The sequence below is a fragment of the Mesorhizobium sp. C120A genome, from assembly GCF_030323105.1.
Classification (GTDB): Bacteria; Pseudomonadota; Alphaproteobacteria; order Rhizobiales; family Rhizobiaceae; genus Mesorhizobium.
In genome coordinates this window covers 2,347,852-2,366,069 of sequence record NZ_CP100476.1, presented here as the reverse complement: position 1 = coordinate 2,366,069, position 18,218 = coordinate 2,347,852, and the positions used below count along the sequence as shown (strand labels likewise).

The following is an 18,218-nucleotide window of genomic DNA, read 5'->3' as shown; positions in this document are numbered from 1 at the left end:
CCACAATTTAATTGTCAGACGATCTGATGCGCGCGCACGATGGTCCCACCAGCGCCCAGACGGCATCCACAACCTCCACCAGCGACAGGCCGTCGTGGTCGATTGATTGTGCGTAGGCATGCCATTGGCGCTGCTTGGTCGCATCGTCCAGCAATGTCGTTGAAAGACCAGGTGGCCTACCGTCAGGAATGTCAGTATGTCGCCGCTCGAAAGTCGCTCGGATAGCAGCATCCAGATCCGTATCTGCGAGAGGGACTGCCTTGGGGATCGCCCACAGATCGTAGTAATCTTTCATGCGACCGTTGGCGATGCCCAGCGCGACCATGGCCTGAAATTTCTCAGCGATAACTGTTGCCGGGGGATAGGTCCGTATCTGCGGCGTCTCCATGCCAAGCAACGATGGATAGGCGAGCGGTTGCGCCGCTGCCGCCAGAGCGTCGCCAAACCCTATGTCGATCGTAACTGGGATCCTGGACCGCTCCAAAAAGGCCGTCGTGCGTAGGCGCACCCCGCCATATTCCATCTCTTCGCGGATCGTAGTTGCAGTCAGGCCTTGGGTATCGAATACAAGCCCATCGTCGGTAGCGATTGCCATGATTTCGGCAAATGTAGCTTTGAGCTTTTCCGGGTTGGCATCGCCGTGCCCAAGAAAGTCAGCGTCTCGCGTCTCGCGATTGCCACCGTCGATCCATAGGGTAACGAGCATCCCTCCCTTCAGAATGAAACGATCGCGCTGGTCCGAGACAGACAGGCGGTAGAGCATCCGTTCCAGCGCGTAGCGCACCAGCACGACCTCATAGATCCGGCCTTCCTTGCGCGCGAGGTTCAGTAATCGCTGCTTGATCGAGGCAGCCTGATTTGTAGTGCCTCTAGCCATTCGAGGTCAGAGCCTCGAGATAAGGGCGCATGATCTTCCAGGAGTCGCCTGCGATTGCCGCCTCCGCGATAGTACCAGGTGTGGCCTTACGCTGGTCGAGGGCAGCTCGCAGCCCCTCCACTGCAACCGAGCGGTCGACCAGCTTGCGGTTGCGGAAGATATCGGCGAGCGTCTTCGGGACCGAGAAGATCGGAACGTCGACTCCCGAAATTCGATGATGCTCGATTCCTTGGTCCATGTACCTGTCACGAAGTTCGACGATGCGGATCGGCGGATATGAAGGAACCGGTGCCCAGTCCCTCGCGCTGATTGCGACCCATATCTTGCGAGGCATCTGGTCGGTCAGCCCGTGAAAGGCGAGCGCCGAAACCATGGCAATGACGCCTTTGGGGACCCTCTTTGCAGCTTCTGCGAGCGCCTGCTCGGTTTCGACTTCACTGTCGGCGCGTTGATAGAGGCCGCGGGAGATGCGGATGAGTTGGCCATTGTGGACAGCGCGCGAGATCGTCTCGGGCGCAATCCCGGCCTTGCGGAGTTCATATGCGCGCATGATTGGCTGGGTGTCCAGGAGGGCAGCCAGTTGTTGGCGTTGGGTTGTTTGAGTCCGGTCCATGACGTGACATATCCTGGGTCTCGTTTCTATCATACCCAGGATATGTCACATTGTCGCTCCGTGACAAATCCTGGGTCTCATTTAAATCATACCCAGGATTTGTCACAATCCCAATGTCTGGCCCTTGGCTTTCTCAACTCGCCGCTCCAGTCACAATGACGCTCTCCTGGTCAGCGGAGAAATCGACACGTGGGCGTACAACATCGCTTTCGAAATCACCGCTTTCCGACCATACCCAGGCGAGCACCCGTTCTACCGTCTCATTGAGATACGCTGCCCGAAGCCCACATTCCCAGACGATAGCAACGCGCCAGCCTTCCGCATGCAAGGCATCGACCACCTCGCAGTCCCGGGTCATGTTTCGATCGAACTTCGCAGCCCAGAATTCCGGCCTGGACGCTGGTGTGCTGCACCAGTGACAACCGGCGTGACGATGCCAGAAGCATCCGTGAACGAGGATTACCGCCCGTCGCGAAGACAGAACCATATCCGGTCGGCCAGGCAAATGTGCCCCGTGCAATCGATATCGCAGCCCCGACCGATGCAGCGCCTTTCGCAATGCCATTTCCGGCCTCGTGTTCTTCCCTCGAATGCCGGACATCATCCGAGAACGGGTCGCCTGATCAACTACATCTGCCATCGATCCAAGCCTGTCATTTCTCTGCAGAGCTGATATTAATCAGACCTTTGCTCCCGGGGTCGAAAGAGCGTGATTCTTGCCAACATATGCAGTTGTTGACATATTTGCAGGTCCTGGAGGACTGGCCGAGGGATTTTCGAGCGTTTCCGGCGCCGATGGGAAATGCGCGTTCAAGATCGCTCTGTCGATCGAGAAGGACAAGGCGGCGCACTCGACCCTGCAGCTGCGAAGCTTCCTGCGCCAGTTTGGCAATTCCCTTCCTGAAAGTTACTACAATCTGATCAATGAGGGGGGCGAAGTACCCGACTGGTCCAAAAAGCACCCAAAGGAATGGGCCGCAGCGGAAGAGGAGGCCTGGCAACTCGAGCTTGGCAAGGAGGATCCCGAGGAGCGATTGAATGCTCGACTCGACGCCATCCGGGCCGAAAGTGACGGCAATGTCATCCTCATAGGCGGTCCGCCCTGCCAAGCATATTCGCTTGTTGGCCGTGCCCGCAACCAGGGCAAGGAAGGGTATGTGGCCAGCGAGGATGAAAAGCACTTCCTGTACAGGGAATATATCCGCATCCTCGATCGACTCCGGCCTGCGGCCTTTGTCATGGAAAACGTCAAGGGCATGCTGTCTTCGTCGGTCGATGGCGAGAATCGGATATTCGATCAGGTACTTCGTGACCTGCGTGGAGACCGGCCGCATGGAGAGCCATACCGGCTGATTGCACTGGATCCGCGTAGCCGAGGACAACTCGGCTTTGGCAGGTTTGAACCACGCGCCACTGATTTCATAGTTCGTGCCGAGGATTTCGGAATTCCTCAAGCACGCCATCGAGTGATCGTCGTCGGCCTCAGGTCCGACCTGGCTGCGGATTTGCCTGATTCCGCCCTCGCCGACCTGATGGTCCGCCATAGCCTGACTGCAACCGTCGGCAACGTACTGGATGGGATGCCGAAGCTGCGCAGCGGTCTCAGCCGTGGGGTCGACAGCCGGGAGGAGTGGAAACAGATGGTCAGCATCGCCATGGCCTTTGTCGCCGACGTGGACACCGGTCTCGCGGATGATCTGCAAGCAGCATTTGCGCAGACGGCTCAACGGTATCATGCGACCTTCGAGAATCTGAACGACATACCTGGCCGTGAGGCGCGGGGCGTCGGCATCTCGCCAGCCTGTCCAGCCGACCTTCGTGACTGGCTGATCGATCCCAGGCTGGAGACGCTGCCAAATCATGCGACTCGTAGCCATATGGCGAGCGATCTTGCCCGTTACTTCTTTGCAGCGGTCTTCGCCGAAGTCGTCGGCCGCTCGCCGAAGGCGTCGGATTTTCCGGAGGAGCTGGCACCGGAGCACGAGAACTGGAACTCGGGCAAGTTTGCCGATCGCTTCAGGGTGCAACTCTCCAAGGCTCCCTCAACGACCGTCACGAGTCATATCTCCAAGGATGGACACTACTTTATCCATCCTGACCCAATGCAATGTCGCAGCCTTTCGGTGCGCGAGGCGGCGCGTCTTCAGACCTTCCCCGACAACTATCTCTTCCAGGGCAATCGTACCCAGCAATATACCCAGGTTGGCAATGCGGTGCCGCCTCTCCTCGCCCGCTGGATCGGTGAAGCTCTTTTCGTAATTCTGACTGCCGAGAGAAGCGATGCAACAGAAAACGAAATGAAGCTGTCGCAAGTTGCCTGACCAGGCCGGTTGGAAAGACTCACGCTGATATTCGCGTACGGTTCTAGTGGCGAAGTCGTTCGCGATTTTTTCATTTCAGCTTGCAGCAGATGGCCTGCGGCGTACAAAGTCCATTCGGGGCGATGAGTCTATTCACAGCGGGGCGGGTGATGTCGGTATCAGCGACACAAATGGATGCGTTTGTCAGGCAGTTGCGCGCGCGCCTGTCATCGGCTGACGGCCTGGACGACGCGGCTCGCCTCGTCCGGCAGGACCTCGAACCGTTCCTTGGCCGCTTCTCGGACGAGACCGAGCAGGATTTTGCTGCCGCCATCGAACAGGTTCGCGGATCCATTCGACCCGTCGAAATCCTCAGGGTGAATTCGATCTTCCGAATCCGCCAGGACTGGTATCATGGGCCGGCGGAAACTGATCGTCACTGGCCCGCGTTGCGGGCGTATCTCGTCGATTCCAAGGGCTGGTCCGCAGACACTGTCGATGACCGCATCGGCAAGGCCTCCGACGAGATCGTCTCGCTGCTTGAGAATCCCTCGAAGGAGAGCTTTGCATGTCGTGGTCTGGTCGTTGGACACGTGCAGTCCGGCAAGACCGCCAACATGACCGCCGTCATCGCAAAGGCTGTCGACGCCGGCTACAATCTGGTGATCATTCTGGCTGGCCTCACGAACAAGCTTCGCAAGCAGACCCAGGGGCGCATGCAGAAGGATCTGGTCGATCGGCTGAGAGACCAGTGGCAGCTCCAGACTCGGGAAGACGAGCAGGGCGATTTCAGGATGCCGCCCAATGGCGGCTTTCCGATGCCCGTGGATGGGGCGGCGCAGCTCGCAGTCGTGAAGAAGAATGTTGCTCCGCTCGGACAGCTGCTTCTCACACTGGAGCGCACTCTGCCCGCGATTCTGCGCCGTCTCAAGGTGCTTGTCATCGACGATGAATGCGACCAGGCGAGTGTGAACACGGCCTCGGGCGAGTACGACATGACGCGTATAAACGAGAGGATCCGCCTCATCCTCAAGAAGATCCCGGCAAATTCCTACGTAGGATATACCGCCACGCCGTTCGCGAACGTGCTCATCAACCCCTTCCCCGCTGGGGGAAGGGAACTCGACGACCTCTACCCGAAGGACTTCATAACCGCCTTGCCGACGCCGGATGGTTATTTCGGGACCGAGCGTCTGTTCGGCCGCCCGCCCGTCGACGCGGATTCCCCGCAGCCTGAAGAAGAGGGGCTCGACATGATCCGGGAGATCCCGGAGGACGACATCGCGTTCCTTCAGCCTCCGAGCCGGGCAGAAAAGGATCATTTTCAGCCACGCATGACGGATTCGCTCGAAGATGCGGTCCTTTATTTCCTGGCGTCTTGCGCAGCGCGACGGTTCCGAGGCGATGCGGACAGCCACATGTCGATGCTGATCCACACATCAGCGTATGTGATCATGCATGAGCGGCTGGCCACTCTGGTGAAGGCATGGCTCGAGGTTATCGCCGACCAGATCACGGACCCCGGATCTGCTCTTGGGACAAGGATGCTTGGTCTCTGGGAGGCCGAGCAGCAGCGCGTGCCCGACGACCTCTGCGCCCTGCCCTACGTCACCGGACATCAGCTGATGCCATTCATGGCGGCGGTCCTCGAGGCGCTGGAAGTTCCTGTCGAGAACGGCACCAGCGACGATCGGATCAACTATGACGGTTCTCCGAGGACATACATCGTGATCGGTGGCTCCATCCTCGCTCGCGGCCTGACGATCGAGGGCCTGTGCGTGAGCTACTTTCTGCGCACATCCAGCCAGTACGATACGCTGCTGCAGATGGGACGGTGGTTCGGCTATCGGCCCGGATACGAAGACATGCCGCGCATCTGGATGACCGATTCGCTCAGCACGGCGTTCCGTTCGCTCGCTCTCATCGAGGCCGAGATCAGGGGGGATGTGGCGGAGTATGCGGTCCGCAAGACGACTCCGATGGAATTCGCGGTCAGGGTGAGGTCGATCCCGGGGATGGCGATCACTGCCGCAAGCAAGATGAGAGCGGCCATCCTCACCGACGTGAGCTATGCCGGCAAGCACGTGCAGACAATCCGCTTCGATCATCGCAGGCCTGAGATCGTCAGGGGAAACTGGACCGCCGCCGCCCATCTGATGACACAGGCGACCGACCTCGGGTTACGCGACCGGGAATCGGCGCGCATCCTGTTTCGCGGTGTGCCCGGGCGCCTGATAGTGCAGTTTCTTCGGGCATACTCTGTGCAGGCGTCCCACAGGGAGCTCTCAGCCGAGTTCCTGCTGGGATACATCGAGGCATCTGGCGACAGCGCGCGGACATGGAACGTCGGAGTCGTGGAACCGAAAAGCGGGGAACCGTCGGCAGCACCGATGGGCGAACTTGGCCCGGTACGACTTTCGACAAGAACGCGACTGGAGCGGCCGGATGATTTCGCCGACATCAAGGCGCTGATGTCGCGAAGGGACGTCCTCTTCGACTGTACTGGCGGAGACGCCGCGGCAGAGACAGATTGGACCAGGCTGAAGGCCGTGCGCGCCGGCGTCGTCGGCAACGTGCCGCTCCTGCTTCTCTATCCGATCGACAGGAACTCGACGCCGAGAAGGCCGTCGGGCCAGCGCGTCGGCCTCGAAGCCGTCGGGGATCTGGTCGGCTTCGGGATTGTCTTTCCCGGGTCGGCAGACGGGTCAGGCGGATATTACAGTGTGAGACTGGAACCACCATCGGCAGACGATCTCGAAGACATCGAGGACGAGATCGCAGAACAGCTCGAGGCCGGTCGTGTCCACTGAGCCATCGCTTGAAGAGTGGTCCATGCTGCGCCGTGGTGGTCACGCATCGAGCGAGCTCGGGATTCCAAGCGTGGATACGGGAATCGAGACTGGCTTCGGAAGCGTTCGCCTTGCGCTAGGCAATGCGGGCGAGCTGCGCGTGCTCCTCCCGATAAGACACAGCGAACGGATCGCGCAGGTTCCGAGCAGTCCGTCGCTTGGGATCGGCATCGCGACTTACTCTCTGAATGGTGTCTCGGTACGCTACCTTGACATTGTCTGCCTGGCAGCCGGGCTGGACGGGGTCTTTGCGGATGTCAGCGCAGAGATGATGAAGCGTATCAGGGCTGGCTCGTCTCCAGTCGACGCCTGCGCGTCGACCCTCGACGACTTCAGATCGCTGCTCGCCGATCCGGCTTCTGGAGTAACTACCCAGGAAGTGAGGGGTCTCGTCGGCGAGCTCCTGATGCTCCGGCGGATGCTTCGGCTTGATGCGCGCGCCTGGCGGCTCTGGCGCGGCCCCATGATGGAACGTCATGATTTTCGCGCCGGCAGCCTCGCGCTCGAGGTCAAGACCTCCGCGAGAGTGACTGGCCTTTCGGTCAAGATTTCCTCGGTCGATCAGCTGCTCGCTCCAACGGGAGGCGTGCTGCATCTCGTGCTCTATCAGCTCGAGCAGTCGACGGGCGGCGACCTTTCGGTGTCGACGCTGTCCGCAGAAGCCATGACAGCGGCATCGGACTCCCTTGGGGTCCGGAATCTTCTTGCGGCTGTCGGCTGCGCTGATCCGAACGCCCCGGTATGGAACATGGCGAACTTTCGTCTTGAGGGCGAGCACCACTATGTTGTCGCCGGCGACTTCCCCAGGATTACCCCGGAGAGCTTCGCGACCGGGGCCCTGCCCACGGGCATTTCCAGCCTTTCCTACTCAATCGACCTTGTCGCGGCCGAGTCCAGCCGTCTGGCTGCCGTTCGTGCCGACGCTCATATCAGCGAGATGATCGCATGCCTCGACCACCCCTGACATTGCACTCCGAGGCCTACTCGGCTTCCGGCAACCTGGCCGCCGACGGCTATCTGAAGCTGCTCGGTGCGCCCTCGATCGATCTTGTCCAGACGGTGGTGAGAGAGGCCGTGCAGAACAGCTGCGATGCAGCCCTGTCCGACGGCGGAGCCGAGGTCCATTTTCGGTTGCGCACGCTTGATCCGCAACAGGCCGCGGTTCTGCGTGTCGAGATACTGAGCCAGCGACCGCTCGACGGCAAGGCGGCGGGCAGCCTCGACGATTTCCTGCATTCCGAAAGCCTGCGCGTGCTCGAGATCTGTGACTTCGGCACAGCCGGTCTCGCCGGACCGACCAGAGCTGACCTGGCGTCTGATGACGGGCCAACCGACTTTGTCGATTTCCTGAGGAACGTGGGTTCACGCCGTAACACCGTGCACGGCGGCGGCACATACGGCTATGGCAAGACCTCCCTCTATCTGGCGAGCCGCTGTTCGACGATCGTGATCGACAGTCAGACCTCCTTTGCAGGCGATCCGGTCCGCCGCCTCATCGCTGCCCAGCTTGGATCAGCATTTGACGCGGACGACCCGCACGGAGTGAGACGAAGGTTCACCGGGAGGCACTGGTGGGGTGTTCCTGCAGACGGCGAGGAGTACGTCGACCCGATCGAAGGCCAGGAGGCTGCGGACCTTGCCGACGCGATCGGCTTTCCGGGGCGCGACGCTACCCGATCAGGCACCTCGATCATGATTCTTGACCCTGCGTTTGTCGGCGCCGATGGCGAGCATGCGATGAGCCTCGTGCAGGAGGCACTGCTCTGGTTCTTCTGGCCCCGGCTCATCGACGACACGCCCGAGACCCGGAAGATGCACTTCCGCATGTTCATCGAGGATACGGAATATCCACTGCCGCGGCCTGAGGACTTTCCTCCACTGGATCTCTACGCGCGTGCAATGAAGGCCTTGCGGACCGATCCGGCGAGTGGGGAGGAGATACGCTCCTTTCGGCCGAACAGGATGCTTGGTCGCTTGAGCATGGTTCGAGGGCTCCGGGCAGATCGAATCTCGCCAGCAGGTCATGAGGGTAGCCTGTTCCCGGAGCGATCCGCCGCGATCGCAGTGATGCGGCCCGTGGAACTGGTGGTTCGCTACTACGAAGGTGTGCAGCTTCCCGATGATCGCTTCGAGTGGGCTGGTGTCTTTGTCGCTTCAGATGAGCAGATTGTCGAGGCTGCCTTCGCACAAGCAGAGCCGCCCGCCCACGATGATTGGCAGTTCGAGGCGCTGGCCGACAAGGAGGCGCGCAGTATCGTGCGGATCGCCGTCCGCCGCATCAAGGTTGCCGCGGCAGAATATGCAAATCCGCCGGCGGCGGCGCCGATCGGCGGCGATACTGGACCGTCGCTTGCGACGGTCGCCGGCCTGTTTGGACGGGTACTCGAGGGTGAAGGCGAAGGTGCAGGTCCTCGAGCTCCCGGGGGCGGTGGTGGCGGTGCAAGCCGTGGCGGCACCAGCGTCTCTCGGCCCTTGTTCCTGAGACTGGAGGAAGGCCGAGACGGGCCTGTCGCGGTTTTCGAAATGGTCGTGAGGGGCGACGGCGCGGCAAACTCGCTGCTTGTTGAACCTGCACTTGTGATGGACGGCGGCACCGCAGCCGAAGCGCCGTCGACCGTCAAACCTCGTGTGCTCGACGCTCGCGATGATTTCGGAGAATCGCTCGGCAGCGGGACGCGGATCGAGATCGGTGATCGAGTCGGCAGGTTCGAGGTGGCTGTTGCGATGCCATCCGATTGCGCCGTGACGCTCGGTGCGCGACTGTCCGCAGCAGCCGACGCATGAGCCGTATCGCCTTTCCATTCCTGACTCTGGGCTCCGACGCCGTGCATGCCGGCCCATGGGTACTTGTCGAGAACGATCGTGAAGTCGTCATAGAAGATCCCTGGATTGCGGACTGGGACAGCGGACGCGACGTGACCCTCAGGCGCCGGATTGCTGTCGATCTTGATATCGCCGCCTCACAGCTGCGGATCGACATGGCGCAGCTCGCCCTAGTGCTGTTGATGCGCGTCGGCACGGGTGCGGGCAACATGCCCCGAACGATCATTGCAGCGACGCGTCGCGAAATTCGTGCTGGAGAAATTCTTCTCGAGGAGCGGGTGGCGGGACACAGCCTTTCCCAGCGCCTTCTTGCCGAGACAATGATCCTCCTTGGCCACCCCGGTTCAGGCACCCACACGCTGTCTCCGTCGCGACCGGCATCGAAGCTCTGGTCTGACCGGATCGATCTGCGTCTCGAGGGCGAGGAGCCCAGATTCCCGATGGAATCACTGAGTTTCTCTCGCCGCTTCGCCGGAAGGCCGGAAGCCTATGCGCCATGGTACCTGCACTGGGCTCCAGGCAACCTCCACCGGGACTTCGGCGGAGCTGTTCGACTTTTCCTCAACAGCGATCGCCCCGACTTCACCGAGCGTCTTCTCGCCGGCGATCGCGCCACTCTCCAGGTAGTGCTTGCCGATGTCATGACGCAGATCATCGCGACATCGCTGCGACAGTCCGATTTCGAGCAAGCGGTCGCAGAGAGCGACTCCAGCTCCATAGCACGCAGAGTCGAGTTCTGGATCCGGCTGGCCTTTCCCGGCCAGGACATCCAGACGATTCGGAGCATGCTCGATCTAAGACCATCCTCGTTCCACGCAGCGGTTCTCGCCGCTGCGGACGTCGCGACGCAGGAGGCTCGCGCATGAGCGTGGCACTATTGCCGAGACTCGACCGCATTGCAGTCGACGCATGCCTGTCGTCTACCGCAGGTCTCATGGCCACCGTCGATGCAGGCCTGGGGTCTGCCCATTTTCCTGTCGAGGCAACTTATGCTGCGAGCGGTGGAAGCCCGGTGCCCGACGAGTTCCTCCGGACACTCCGATCGGCTCTGCTCGAGATCGGCCAGGCCTGCGGATTTCCGGACCGAGGCAGCGCCATCGAGCGAGCTCGGTTCGACGAACTTGCATCCATCCACCTTGCACAGGTGCCTGAATTTGAAAGCGGCGAAGCACTGCGGGATGACGTGTGGGCGTTCGTCGCGACGGTAGTTCTGCCTGATCTTGTGGCATGGCGATTCGCCGGAAGGCCGGTCGAGCGATTTCAGGGAGGCATCCGCAATGCATTCCAGAGACTGTGGATGAGAGGGCGAATACTCGACAGAGGTCCTCGGACCGGCCGCCGCTGGGAGCTGCTGGCAGAGCTCACGGAAGATGCTCTTGTCCAGATCACCGAGCGCCCATCCATCGGAAGTGACGCGCGACTTGCGCGCGGGTTCGCCGAGGCCTGGGTCAGGGCGGCAGCTCGGCTCGGCCGTCCGGCTATGGAAGATGTGACGCGGGAAGCCATCATCCGGCTGAGACTGCGGAATCAGATCCAGGTCCTCTCGGAGATTGAGGATTCCGAACTGGGGACCATCATGGATTCTTTCTTCACCGGAGAGAGTGCACCGCCAGCGCCTGCCAGACCCGGTTGGGTTGGCCGCTTCCTCGGTCGGACCTAGTCCGCAATTGGCGGCCCATCGTGATGCTCGCCTAAGCCTGAACGCCTCCCAAACCGGTCAACCGCCTGTGCTAGCTGGGACAAACCACCCTTCCTGCCGCTATGAGGCGAGCAGTGTGCTTTTCCAGACCGACCAGATCGGTCGCTATCTCCTGATAAAGCCGACAGTCCGCGTGAACGACCGATCGATCGGGTCGTTCGAACGACAGGCTCCCAGCGATTTTCTTCAAATCATCAAGCACCGAAGCAATATGCGGCCAAGGAAGTCTGTTGGATCGTCGATGTCGCGATCTGCGCCGGCGATGATTTCGAGCTTGGCGACAATGCCAAGAAGCGACCGCGCCCGTACATGGGGGATTTTGTCTTGAAGCCTCAAGGCAGCAGTCGTGGCCTCGACTTCCGCTTGGCAGGCAATCGAATAGCCAACCTTCTTATCCATCGCGGCCGGGGCCGCAACGTCGAGAATGCGCCTCTCTAAACGCTGTTGAAGGCGGCAAAGGACCCGCGAAACATGCTGCGCCCGCAACCATTCTCGCCGGAGTGGAATGGCGGGGTCTGCGTCGTCGAAATATCCAGATGCGTCTGCGGGGTGCCGATCGCGTCGGTTGTGCGTGACGGATGGCAAAGTCGTGCTATTGTCGGAATCAGTCATGATCCGAGCTCCTAACAGCTTGGGCGTGGTCAGACAGCTGGAAGTGGCCGCACCACTTCCAACGGTCGTTTCCTAAAGTGCGGCCCAAGTTCGCGCCGCCCGTGGGCTCCTCGACATTTCTCAACAGGAACTGGCGGATTTGTCCAAGGTAAGTTTGAGGACTATCGCGCAGTTCGAACGTGGTTCGAAGCCCGCATCTGAATCAATCCTGCAAGCACTGAAGCTATCACTCGAAGCTGCTGGGATAGAGTTCATCCCAGAGAATGGCGGCGGACATGGAGTTCGATTGTCTCGCATTCAGAACTGACGCACCGTTCGCCATGCAACCGGATTGTCGATCCATCGATTGACATCGGATTCCCGCCAGCCCGCCCCGTTTATGCTGATCTTGATCTGAGCCGGGAACGTACCTTCGGCGATCTTGCGATAGATGGTCGAGCGGGACAGGCCGGTCCGGGCAAGAACGGTTCTGAGGCGTATGATACGGTCGGGCTCTGACATGGCTGGCCTGGCTAGTGCTGGATGCTTCTGATGTCTGGTGATCACACAGAACGGGGTGCTGCGGCCGTGCAATACGGATTGCCGCCATATCGTAAGGTGACGTGGAATCGGCGACAAATCGGATGGTTTAGATCCCGATGCCGCGCGCTCTCCCGAGTCCCATGCCGTGATTGAACGCGAGTTCCACACCCAGACGCCGGCCTGATTCGACTTGGATGCCAAGCGCCTTCTTGTGATTGGTGAGCAGGGATTCAAGCTGCGGATCCCGTTCGAGGCTCTTGGCCATGTCGGACATGGCTGACCGTGTTGACTTGTACCCCGACATGTCGCCGGCCTGATATTGGCCCTGGCTCGTTCGCTCGAGCTTTTGCCAACGTTCCACAAAGCGGTCTGCCCGGCGCCCTGGATCGGTGTCCAGTCCGGTGCGGATTTCCGTTTCGAGCTGGAGAGCAAGCACGACGCGCCTGACGCGGCCGGCCCCCGCCTCGCGGACAAGTTCGGGATTTTTCACATAGGCCGCTTCGGCATCGCGCCAGCCATGCGGCCGCACCTTCTCGAAAGCGCTTCGGGCATCTCCCAATTTGCGCATCTGGTCGGGACTGCCCTGCCCGTCCGCATTTCCAGTACTGAGGATCGCGTCGAGAGCGCGCGCGTGACGCACAAGCGCCTGGGTGCGGGCTCGGCGAATTTCTGCTTCGGGGATCCCCGACAGATTCGCGTCGCGCTGCGCTCCGGCGGCAAGATTTCCTCTACCGGGCGTCGGGCCCACTTCTCCGATCCGCACCCCAACTTCTTCCCTTCCCGGCCCAGGTCCACGGTCCTGGCCCGGCTCGGCGTCTCCGCGCGAGCGCAACCCGTCCAGCAGCCCGTCGATCCGGTCGCGCAGCTTCTCCGGCACGATTTTGCGCACGATCTCAACTACGCGCTGGCGGAAGGTGATACCGCGCCGCTCGGCATAGCTCCGAGCCGGGTCGACCTGCTCGTAATCCGACGCCATGTCCTTGGCGCGGTCCCGTGAGAGCGTACGGTCCAGCCGCTCCCGCGTACTGAAGTCGTCGCCGCCATAATGCAGGTCCATTCTGTCTCGATGCCGCGACAGTGCGACGTAGCTGCCATGTGCATCCATGCCCGGCGTGGCAAGCACATGGGTCCGGTCGACGGTCATGCCCTGCGCCTTGTGAATGGTCGCGGCATAGCCGTGGTCGATATGCGCGTAGTCTTCCAGGTCGAAGCGAACCGATCTTTCCTGATCGATACGCACGGTCATGCTCTGTGTGCTGACTTCCTCCACGAAGCCCAGCGTGCCGTTCTTGACGCCGAGCCCGCGCTCGTTGCGCAGGAACATGACCCGGTCGCCGCTGGCGAATGCCCTTGCACCGCGATCGACAGTAACCTGGACCTCGTCGCCGAGATCGCCGGCAGCGCGCATGCGCTCGCGCGCTGCCTGGTTCAGCGCGCGCACCTCGTCGTTTGTGTGGGTGAGAATGATCCGGCTCGCCTCTGGATGCGCCTGCCTGTCGCGATCCCAGCGCTTGACGAGTTCACCTCGCGCTTCGTCGCGCGTTGCAGCCAGATGCACCATGCCTTGCGCGTCGTAGGCGCCGATCGCGGCACCGATCCTGCCGGTTGCCAGATCGCGCGTGGCATCGCGCTGCCAGTCCTCGCGCTGCCGGCGCACCTGACCGATTTCGACGCCGCCATGACGGTCATGGATGGAACGGAATGCAGCGCCGGCTTCGATTGCCTGCAGCTGCTGCGGATCGCCGACGAGAACGACTTTTGCGCCAACGTCCGCCGCATGGGAAAGCACGCGCTCCAACTGGCGCGTGCCGACCATGCCGGCCTCATCGATCACCAGGACATCGCGCGTGGTGAGCAGATCCCTGCCCTGTCCCCAGCTATGCTCCATACTGGCGATGGTGCGTGAAGAGATGCCTGAACCGCCCTCCAGATTCTCGGCGGCAATGCCGGAGAGCGCCGCGCCTCGAACCTCGTAGCCTGCGGCTGCCCATGCCTGGCGCGCAACGCCCAGCATGGCGCTCTTGCCCGTCCCGGCAAAGCCGACAACGACACCAAGACCGCGACCATCGGTGATGTGCGCAAGCGCATCGCTCTGCTCGCGCGAAAGGACAAGACCGCCTTGCGCAGCCCGCGCCAGCGCTGCCTCGCGATGTACGTTACTCACCGAATGATGCTCCTCCCCGGCCATGTGTTCCGCAGCGCGATGCAGGCGCTGTTCGGTCTCGATCATCTGCTTGGTGGTGAAACGGTCTTCGCCGCGTCCGTCCTTGCCGAGTTCGACCAGATCGGGTGCGTTGGTGATGGCTGCCACGACCACGTTGAACTGCTCCACTCCATCGCTGTGGCGATGGGCAAACTTCGCGATGTCTTTTCGGGTGAAGGTCGATTGCTGATGGGTGATGGCATCGAGCGCCAGGGGTGGATCGGTAATGATGCGCGCACCATTGTTGCGCGCGATCTCGCGGTGCAGTTCGGCGCGATCTGCTTCAATGTCACCAGCGTCTAGGCCACTGCTCTCAATGCGTTGCGCCGGTGCACCAATCTGGGTCTGCGGCTCCAGGGCAATGCCCTGCGCTTCCAGACTGCGATGATCGATGCGGGCGTCGATGTCGAGTTCGGCCAGGCGTTCATTGGCCAGCTCCGCCCACTGCTCGCGCCAGCGCTCGACCAGCTGGGTAGCATTCCAGTCTCGAACCTTTGACCCAAAACCATTCTCGTCCACGGACCGCATGGTCAGCATGACATGGGCATGCGGTTTTGGACTGCCATCCTCCGCCCTGTCCCAGTGCACATTGAGATCGGCGACCATGCCCTTGCTGACAAACTCGGCCTGAACAAAGTCGCGCGCCAGTTCGATACCTTGCGCCTGGCTGAGTTCACGCGGGAGCGCAAACTCGACCTCGCGGGCAAGCTGCGCATCCTTGCGCACCTCGAACGCCTCGACATCGTTCCAAAGCCTCTCGCGGTCGCGCCAGGCCTCCGGCGCATTCTCCGGCAACATCACCTCGGAATGGACGACACCGCGTTTGGCCGAAAAATCGTGGCTGCGTTCGATCCGCTCGTCACGCAGCCGCGAAGCCGAGCGGTAGGCGGCGGACGCGACAGCGCTTGACCCTGCCTTGCGGCCAATGACCTTGACGTGAAGATGGTAGATCGCCATCGCGACCAGATCATTTGCACGGCAAAGCGTACGTCGGCACGACGTATAAGCGCGCCCTCCCTCGAAAAGATCTCGGGATGGACCAGCCCGTCCCGGGCTGTCTCGGCAACCCTGAAGCCTTCCGGCAGGCGGTCCCCTATCATCGCCGCATCGACAATCAATGGAGACGGCCATGCGCAAACCAAGGGACTTCGACGCGGAACTGAAGGCACTGGAAGAAAAAGCGCAAAAACTCAAAACGCGAAAGGTGCAGCAACTTGGCGAGCTGGTGATCGCCACCGGCGCCGATCAGCTGACCACCGACGAATTGGCCGGCGCACTGGTCGCAATTGCCGAGACGAAAGACACCTCGAAGCGCGAGGCATGGGCCAAGCGTGGAGTGATGTTTTTCGAAAACAGGTCCCGCCGAACTGCTCCGGCGTCTCAGCGCAATTCACGCAGCACTCCAGCACAACCGGGCAGCCCGCAATCGCCGGCAGGCGGCACGGGCTCGCAATGACATGAGGACGTGGCAGGTCGAGCGCCGCAAGCGCACCCGGCATCTGATCGAACTCGGCGGTCTCGTCGTCAAGGCAGGCATTGTCGATCTAACTGGCAATGACCGCGCTACCATCTATGGCGCGCTACTGTGGATCGCCACAAAGCTGCAGAGCCATGAGGGCGAGCACGCACGCGACCTTTGGTCCGCAAAGGGAAAGCGGGCGTTCGATGCGGAGCTGCATCAACGGCAAAGGGACCAGCGTCCGTAACGTTGTTTGGCGCGAGCGGCGGGCGGCGCGGAGGCCATGACCATCGTGGCCCCGCCCGTCAGGCGCCATTACGGAAGCAGATTTGTGAGATATGGCGATAGCTGAGCCAATTCGTTGCGGGCAGATGCAGAGCTAGGAAAGAAAGAGCTATCCCAAGTGAGACAAGCCCGAAGGGCGCGTCGGGGCGGCACCCTATGACCTGGCGCTGTGCCGACGCCTCTTCGACATTGGCAGGACCACCGCCTTCGCCACCTCGCCCTCGGCTGGTTCTGCACTTCCCGATACAGCCGCAGCGCCACCCGCACATCCGAGCGCATCGCCGTGTGGAGACTGTCGCGAAGCCACAGCGCTTGCCGGGATAGGGGGCGCGATCTCTCGCCATCAACTACCCCCAAGCCTCTACCTCGTAGTCGGCAGTAAACGCGAGCAGGCCAGTCTCAATCGTGCGCCATGTGATGCGGAGATCGCGAAGATCGCTTGGTGTGAACTCGTGTGCGTGGTGCGAGGCAGCGCGCAGGCGGCCAGCATCATCCAGCAATGCAGCCAGCGCGTGCGGATCGTCGAAGCCAGCCTCAAAGATCGCAGCGAAATGCTCGGGATTGCTCATGATGCGGGCATAGTGTGCATAGTCCGCATGATCGAGCACATCGCCACCGCGCTTCTTCCAGCGCCCAAGAAGATCCTTGCAGCCGCAAAGGGGAAGCCGAGCCTCGGCCCAGTCTTCGCCGTAGGTAGCGGCCATCGCTGCATCCAAAACCTCGCGCAGGGTCAATTCATAACGATGCACGAGCGATTTCGCCTTCCTAATGTGCGGGGTTTCTGCCTTCCCCTGTAGCCGCGCCTTGAATCGTCGGCGCTTCTCGGCCCAGCTTAACAGACGAAACTTCGGCCAGCGTGGCAGGCCGAGCCCGGCAGCATCCAGGAAACTGCGATACCCCGCCAGCGTGTCGAGCGTGGGCATCGACGAGAGCGCGAATGCGTTGCTCGCCGCCATGAAATCACGATCTACCCGCAAGCTTTGGCTAATCAGGTCGGAAAATGCTGAGGCACGCGTGAATGCCTCTAGGTGTGGTTCCATGTTCCTGATGCCCAGCAGATCCAGCATCATAAGCTTCGAGGAGAGCAGATCGAAAGGGGTTCGAAAAGACTCCAACGCGGACGGCAAGGCGAGGTTCTGAGCTACTCCGGCCTGCTCTTGTCCGAATGCGATTGCTGACGGCGTAATAAGTTGTTTCACAAACAGACTATCATGCGTCCGCACCAAGTCTCCGAGCCCGTCAAACCGCGTGAGCAGGTCCGCATGCCCCAACATCGCATTACGTGCCGCCTCGTCGTGCTGCAACTGGTCTATAATCGCGCGCGCGGGGCTGGCATCGAATTGGCTTAGCTGAGTGTGCGCGTGGCGGAGAATGTCGGAAGACAAGTCCACATGCCCCAACATCGCGTTGCGTGTAGCCGCGTCATGTTTCCACTGGTCCATAGGCGTCCGGGCGGGGCGGGTGTCGAGCTGGGCTAGATGATTGTGCCATGTGGATGCGCAACCGAGCGCTTCGCTCGCAAGGCGCGCGTTGCGGAGAATGTCGGAATAAGCTGAGCTATCGAAGGTCGACATGGCCCTCTCCATTCGCCCGTCGGCGCAGGCCAATGAGTCTCCGCTAATTTATCGCTCGCGGCATCAATCAACAAGCTCAAGTACGAGATGCGGAGGCACCTGATCGGCAGGCCAGCTTGCGCAGCAAGCATTGATCCCAACCTAGCTGGCATCCATCCACACAGTTGCCGCGATATCCCCGGCTTCGGTGGGCTCGCCCACGTCCGGAAACCCGGCATCGTCCCAGCCTTCCACAGCAAACATGCCATCGGCCGCTGTTTCAGCCGAAACACCTGCGGATATGAAGACGGCTCTGGCCGTCGCGATTCCGCTGCTTTTCCTCTTCCGATGCACCCTGAATATCAAGCGAAGCTGCATATTCGCCTCGAAGCCATGGCGAAAACGGCGGAGGACAATTTTCGG

Annotated in this window: 16 protein-coding genes and 1 pseudogene; 9 read left to right on the top strand and 8 right to left on the bottom strand. The window is 61.2% G+C overall.

All coding sequences use genetic code 11. The features are described from left to right. Positions 1–7: 7 nt before the first annotated feature. The 3 genes from NL532_RS11650 to NL532_RS11640 all read right to left on the bottom strand — a co-directional run bounded on the left by NL532_RS11650 (position 8) and on the right by NL532_RS11640 (position 2,130). The gene (locus NL532_RS11650; RefSeq protein ID WP_023828051.1) at positions 8–877 is read right to left on the bottom strand and encodes a nucleotidyl transferase AbiEii/AbiGii toxin family protein; all 870 of its coding nucleotides are present in this window, start codon (positions 875–877) and stop codon (positions 8–10) included. Further along, positions 870–1,490 carry a type IV toxin-antitoxin system AbiEi family antitoxin domain-containing protein gene (locus NL532_RS11645; protein ID WP_023828052.1) on the bottom strand — a complete coding sequence of 207 codons (621 nt, stop codon included), beginning with the start codon at positions 1,488–1,490 and terminating at the stop codon, positions 870–872. Before NL532_RS11645 ends, NL532_RS11650 begins: the two co-directional genes overlap by 8 nt. Positions 1,491–1,623: 133 nt before the next feature. Then, complete coding sequence (locus NL532_RS11640) at positions 1,624–2,130, bottom strand: very short patch repair endonuclease (RefSeq protein ID WP_023828053.1); 507 nt, start codon at positions 2,128–2,130, stop codon at positions 1,624–1,626. A 76-nt stretch (positions 2,131–2,206) separates the two neighbouring features. On the opposite strand from NL532_RS11640, the gene NL532_RS11635 reads away from it, so the two are divergent. From NL532_RS11635 to NL532_RS11610, 6 genes are all read left to right on the top strand, one after another. Next, the gene (locus NL532_RS11635) at positions 2,207–3,811 is read left to right on the top strand and encodes a DNA cytosine methyltransferase (RefSeq protein ID WP_023828054.1); all 1,605 of its coding nucleotides are present in this window, start codon (positions 2,207–2,209) and stop codon (positions 3,809–3,811) included. A gap of 170 nt (positions 3,812–3,981) precedes the next feature. Continuing rightward, positions 3,982–6,600: a Z1 domain-containing protein gene (locus NL532_RS11630; RefSeq protein ID WP_023828055.1), complete on the top strand. Its 2,619-nt coding sequence runs from the start codon at positions 3,982–3,984 to the stop codon at positions 6,598–6,600. Positions 6,601–6,622: 22 nt separating this feature from the next. Then, the gene (locus NL532_RS11625) at positions 6,623–7,603 is read left to right on the top strand and encodes a PD-(D/E)XK motif protein (protein WP_050590915.1); all 981 of its coding nucleotides are present in this window, start codon (positions 6,623–6,625) and stop codon (positions 7,601–7,603) included. Next, positions 7,585–9,423 carry a hypothetical protein gene (locus tag NL532_RS11620; RefSeq protein ID WP_023828057.1) on the top strand — a complete coding sequence of 613 codons (1,839 nt, stop codon included), beginning with the start codon at positions 7,585–7,587 and terminating at the stop codon, positions 9,421–9,423. The genes NL532_RS11625 and NL532_RS11620 overlap by 19 nt, the downstream gene beginning before the upstream one ends. Continuing rightward, positions 9,420–10,328 (top strand): hypothetical protein, encoded by a 909-nt coding sequence (locus NL532_RS11615; RefSeq protein WP_023828058.1) that lies wholly within the window; start codon positions 9,420–9,422, stop codon positions 10,326–10,328. The genes NL532_RS11620 and NL532_RS11615 overlap by 4 nt, the downstream gene beginning before the upstream one ends. Further along, positions 10,325–11,122: a DUF6339 family protein gene (locus NL532_RS11610; protein ID WP_050590917.1), complete on the top strand. Its 798-nt coding sequence runs from the start codon at positions 10,325–10,327 to the stop codon at positions 11,120–11,122. Before NL532_RS11615 ends, NL532_RS11610 begins: the two co-directional genes overlap by 4 nt. A gap of 225 nt (positions 11,123–11,347) precedes the next feature. Here the strand turns inward: NL532_RS11610 and NL532_RS11605 are convergent, their stop codons facing one another. Further along, on the bottom strand, positions 11,348–11,773 hold the full coding sequence (locus tag NL532_RS11605; protein ID WP_245270159.1) for a hypothetical protein: 426 nt from the start codon (positions 11,771–11,773) through the stop codon (positions 11,348–11,350). A gap of 100 nt (positions 11,774–11,873) precedes the next feature. Between NL532_RS11605 and NL532_RS11600 the strand changes: the two are divergent. Further along, a pseudogene (locus NL532_RS11600) lies at positions 11,874–12,080 on the top strand (helix-turn-helix domain-containing protein); the annotation flags it as partial. Here NL532_RS11600 and NL532_RS11595 read toward each other — a convergent pair. Further along, complete coding sequence (locus NL532_RS11595; RefSeq protein ID WP_023828060.1) at positions 12,071–12,274, bottom strand: helix-turn-helix transcriptional regulator; 204 nt, start codon at positions 12,272–12,274, stop codon at positions 12,071–12,073. The pseudogene NL532_RS11600 and the gene NL532_RS11595 overlap by 10 nt on opposite strands. A gap of 127 nt (positions 12,275–12,401) precedes the next feature. Then, positions 12,402–15,455 carry a Ti-type conjugative transfer relaxase TraA gene (gene traA / locus NL532_RS11590; RefSeq protein ID WP_023828061.1) on the bottom strand — a complete coding sequence of 1,018 codons (3,054 nt, stop codon included), beginning with the start codon at positions 15,453–15,455 and terminating at the stop codon, positions 12,402–12,404. A 172-nt stretch (positions 15,456–15,627) separates the two neighbouring features. On the opposite strand from traA, the gene NL532_RS11585 reads away from it, so the two are divergent. Continuing rightward, positions 15,628–15,954, top strand: a complete 327-nt coding sequence (locus NL532_RS11585) for a conjugal transfer protein TraD (protein WP_023828062.1) — start codon at positions 15,628–15,630, stop codon at positions 15,952–15,954. A 1-nt stretch (position 15,955) separates the two neighbouring features. After that, a complete protein-coding gene (locus tag NL532_RS11580) occupies positions 15,956–16,204 on the top strand; it encodes a conjugal transfer protein TraD (RefSeq protein ID WP_023828063.1) in 249 nt (82 codons plus the stop codon). 385 nt (positions 16,205–16,589) lie between these two features. Here NL532_RS11580 and NL532_RS11575 read toward each other — a convergent pair whose 3' ends face one another. After that, a complete protein-coding gene (locus NL532_RS11575; RefSeq protein ID WP_155923726.1) occupies positions 16,590–17,816 on the bottom strand; it encodes a hypothetical protein in 1,227 nt (408 codons plus the stop codon). Between the two features lie 141 nt (positions 17,817–17,957). Further along, positions 17,958–18,173 (bottom strand): hypothetical protein, encoded by a 216-nt coding sequence (locus tag NL532_RS11570; protein WP_023828065.1) that lies wholly within the window; start codon positions 18,171–18,173, stop codon positions 17,958–17,960. Between the last annotated feature and the right edge of the window lie 45 nt (positions 18,174–18,218).

Bases quoted from the DNA above. Each gene is read 5' to 3' on its own strand.
- NL532_RS11595 (WP_023828060.1), bottom strand. From the start codon at position 12,274: ATGTCAGAGCCCGACCGTATCATACGCCTCAGAACCGTTCTTGCCCGG.
- NL532_RS11615 (WP_023828058.1), top strand. From the start codon at position 9,420: ATGAGCCGTATCGCCTTTCCATTCCTGACTCTGGGCTCCGACGCCGTG.
- NL532_RS11620 (WP_023828057.1), top strand. From the start codon at position 7,585: ATGCCTCGACCACCCCTGACATTGCACTCCGAGGCCTACTCGGCTTCC.
- NL532_RS11605 (WP_245270159.1), bottom strand. From the start codon at position 11,773: ATGACTGATTCCGACAATAGCACGACTTTGCCATCCGTCACGCACAAC.
- NL532_RS11625 (WP_050590915.1), top strand. From the start codon at position 6,623: ATGCTGCGCCGTGGTGGTCACGCATCGAGCGAGCTCGGGATTCCAAGC.
- NL532_RS11640 (WP_023828053.1), bottom strand. From the start codon at position 2,130: ATGGCAGATGTAGTTGATCAGGCGACCCGTTCTCGGATGATGTCCGGC.
- NL532_RS11630 (WP_023828055.1), top strand. From the start codon at position 3,982: ATGGATGCGTTTGTCAGGCAGTTGCGCGCGCGCCTGTCATCGGCTGAC.
- NL532_RS11610 (WP_050590917.1), top strand. From the start codon at position 10,325: ATGAGCGTGGCACTATTGCCGAGACTCGACCGCATTGCAGTCGACGCA.
- NL532_RS11585 (WP_023828062.1), top strand. From the start codon at position 15,628: ATGCGCAAACCAAGGGACTTCGACGCGGAACTGAAGGCACTGGAAGAA.
- NL532_RS11580 (WP_023828063.1), top strand. From the start codon at position 15,956: ATGAGGACGTGGCAGGTCGAGCGCCGCAAGCGCACCCGGCATCTGATC.
- NL532_RS11645 (WP_023828052.1), bottom strand. From the start codon at position 1,490: ATGGACCGGACTCAAACAACCCAACGCCAACAACTGGCTGCCCTCCTG.
- NL532_RS11570 (WP_023828065.1), bottom strand. From the start codon at position 18,173: ATGCAGCTTCGCTTGATATTCAGGGTGCATCGGAAGAGGAAAAGCAGC.
- NL532_RS11650 (WP_023828051.1), bottom strand. From the start codon at position 877: ATGGCTAGAGGCACTACAAATCAGGCTGCCTCGATCAAGCAGCGATTA.
- NL532_RS11575 (WP_155923726.1), bottom strand. From the start codon at position 17,816: ATGTCGACCTTCGATAGCTCAGCTTATTCCGACATTCTCCGCAACGCG.
- traA (WP_023828061.1), bottom strand. From the start codon at position 15,455: ATGGCGATCTACCATCTTCACGTCAAGGTCATTGGCCGCAAGGCAGGG.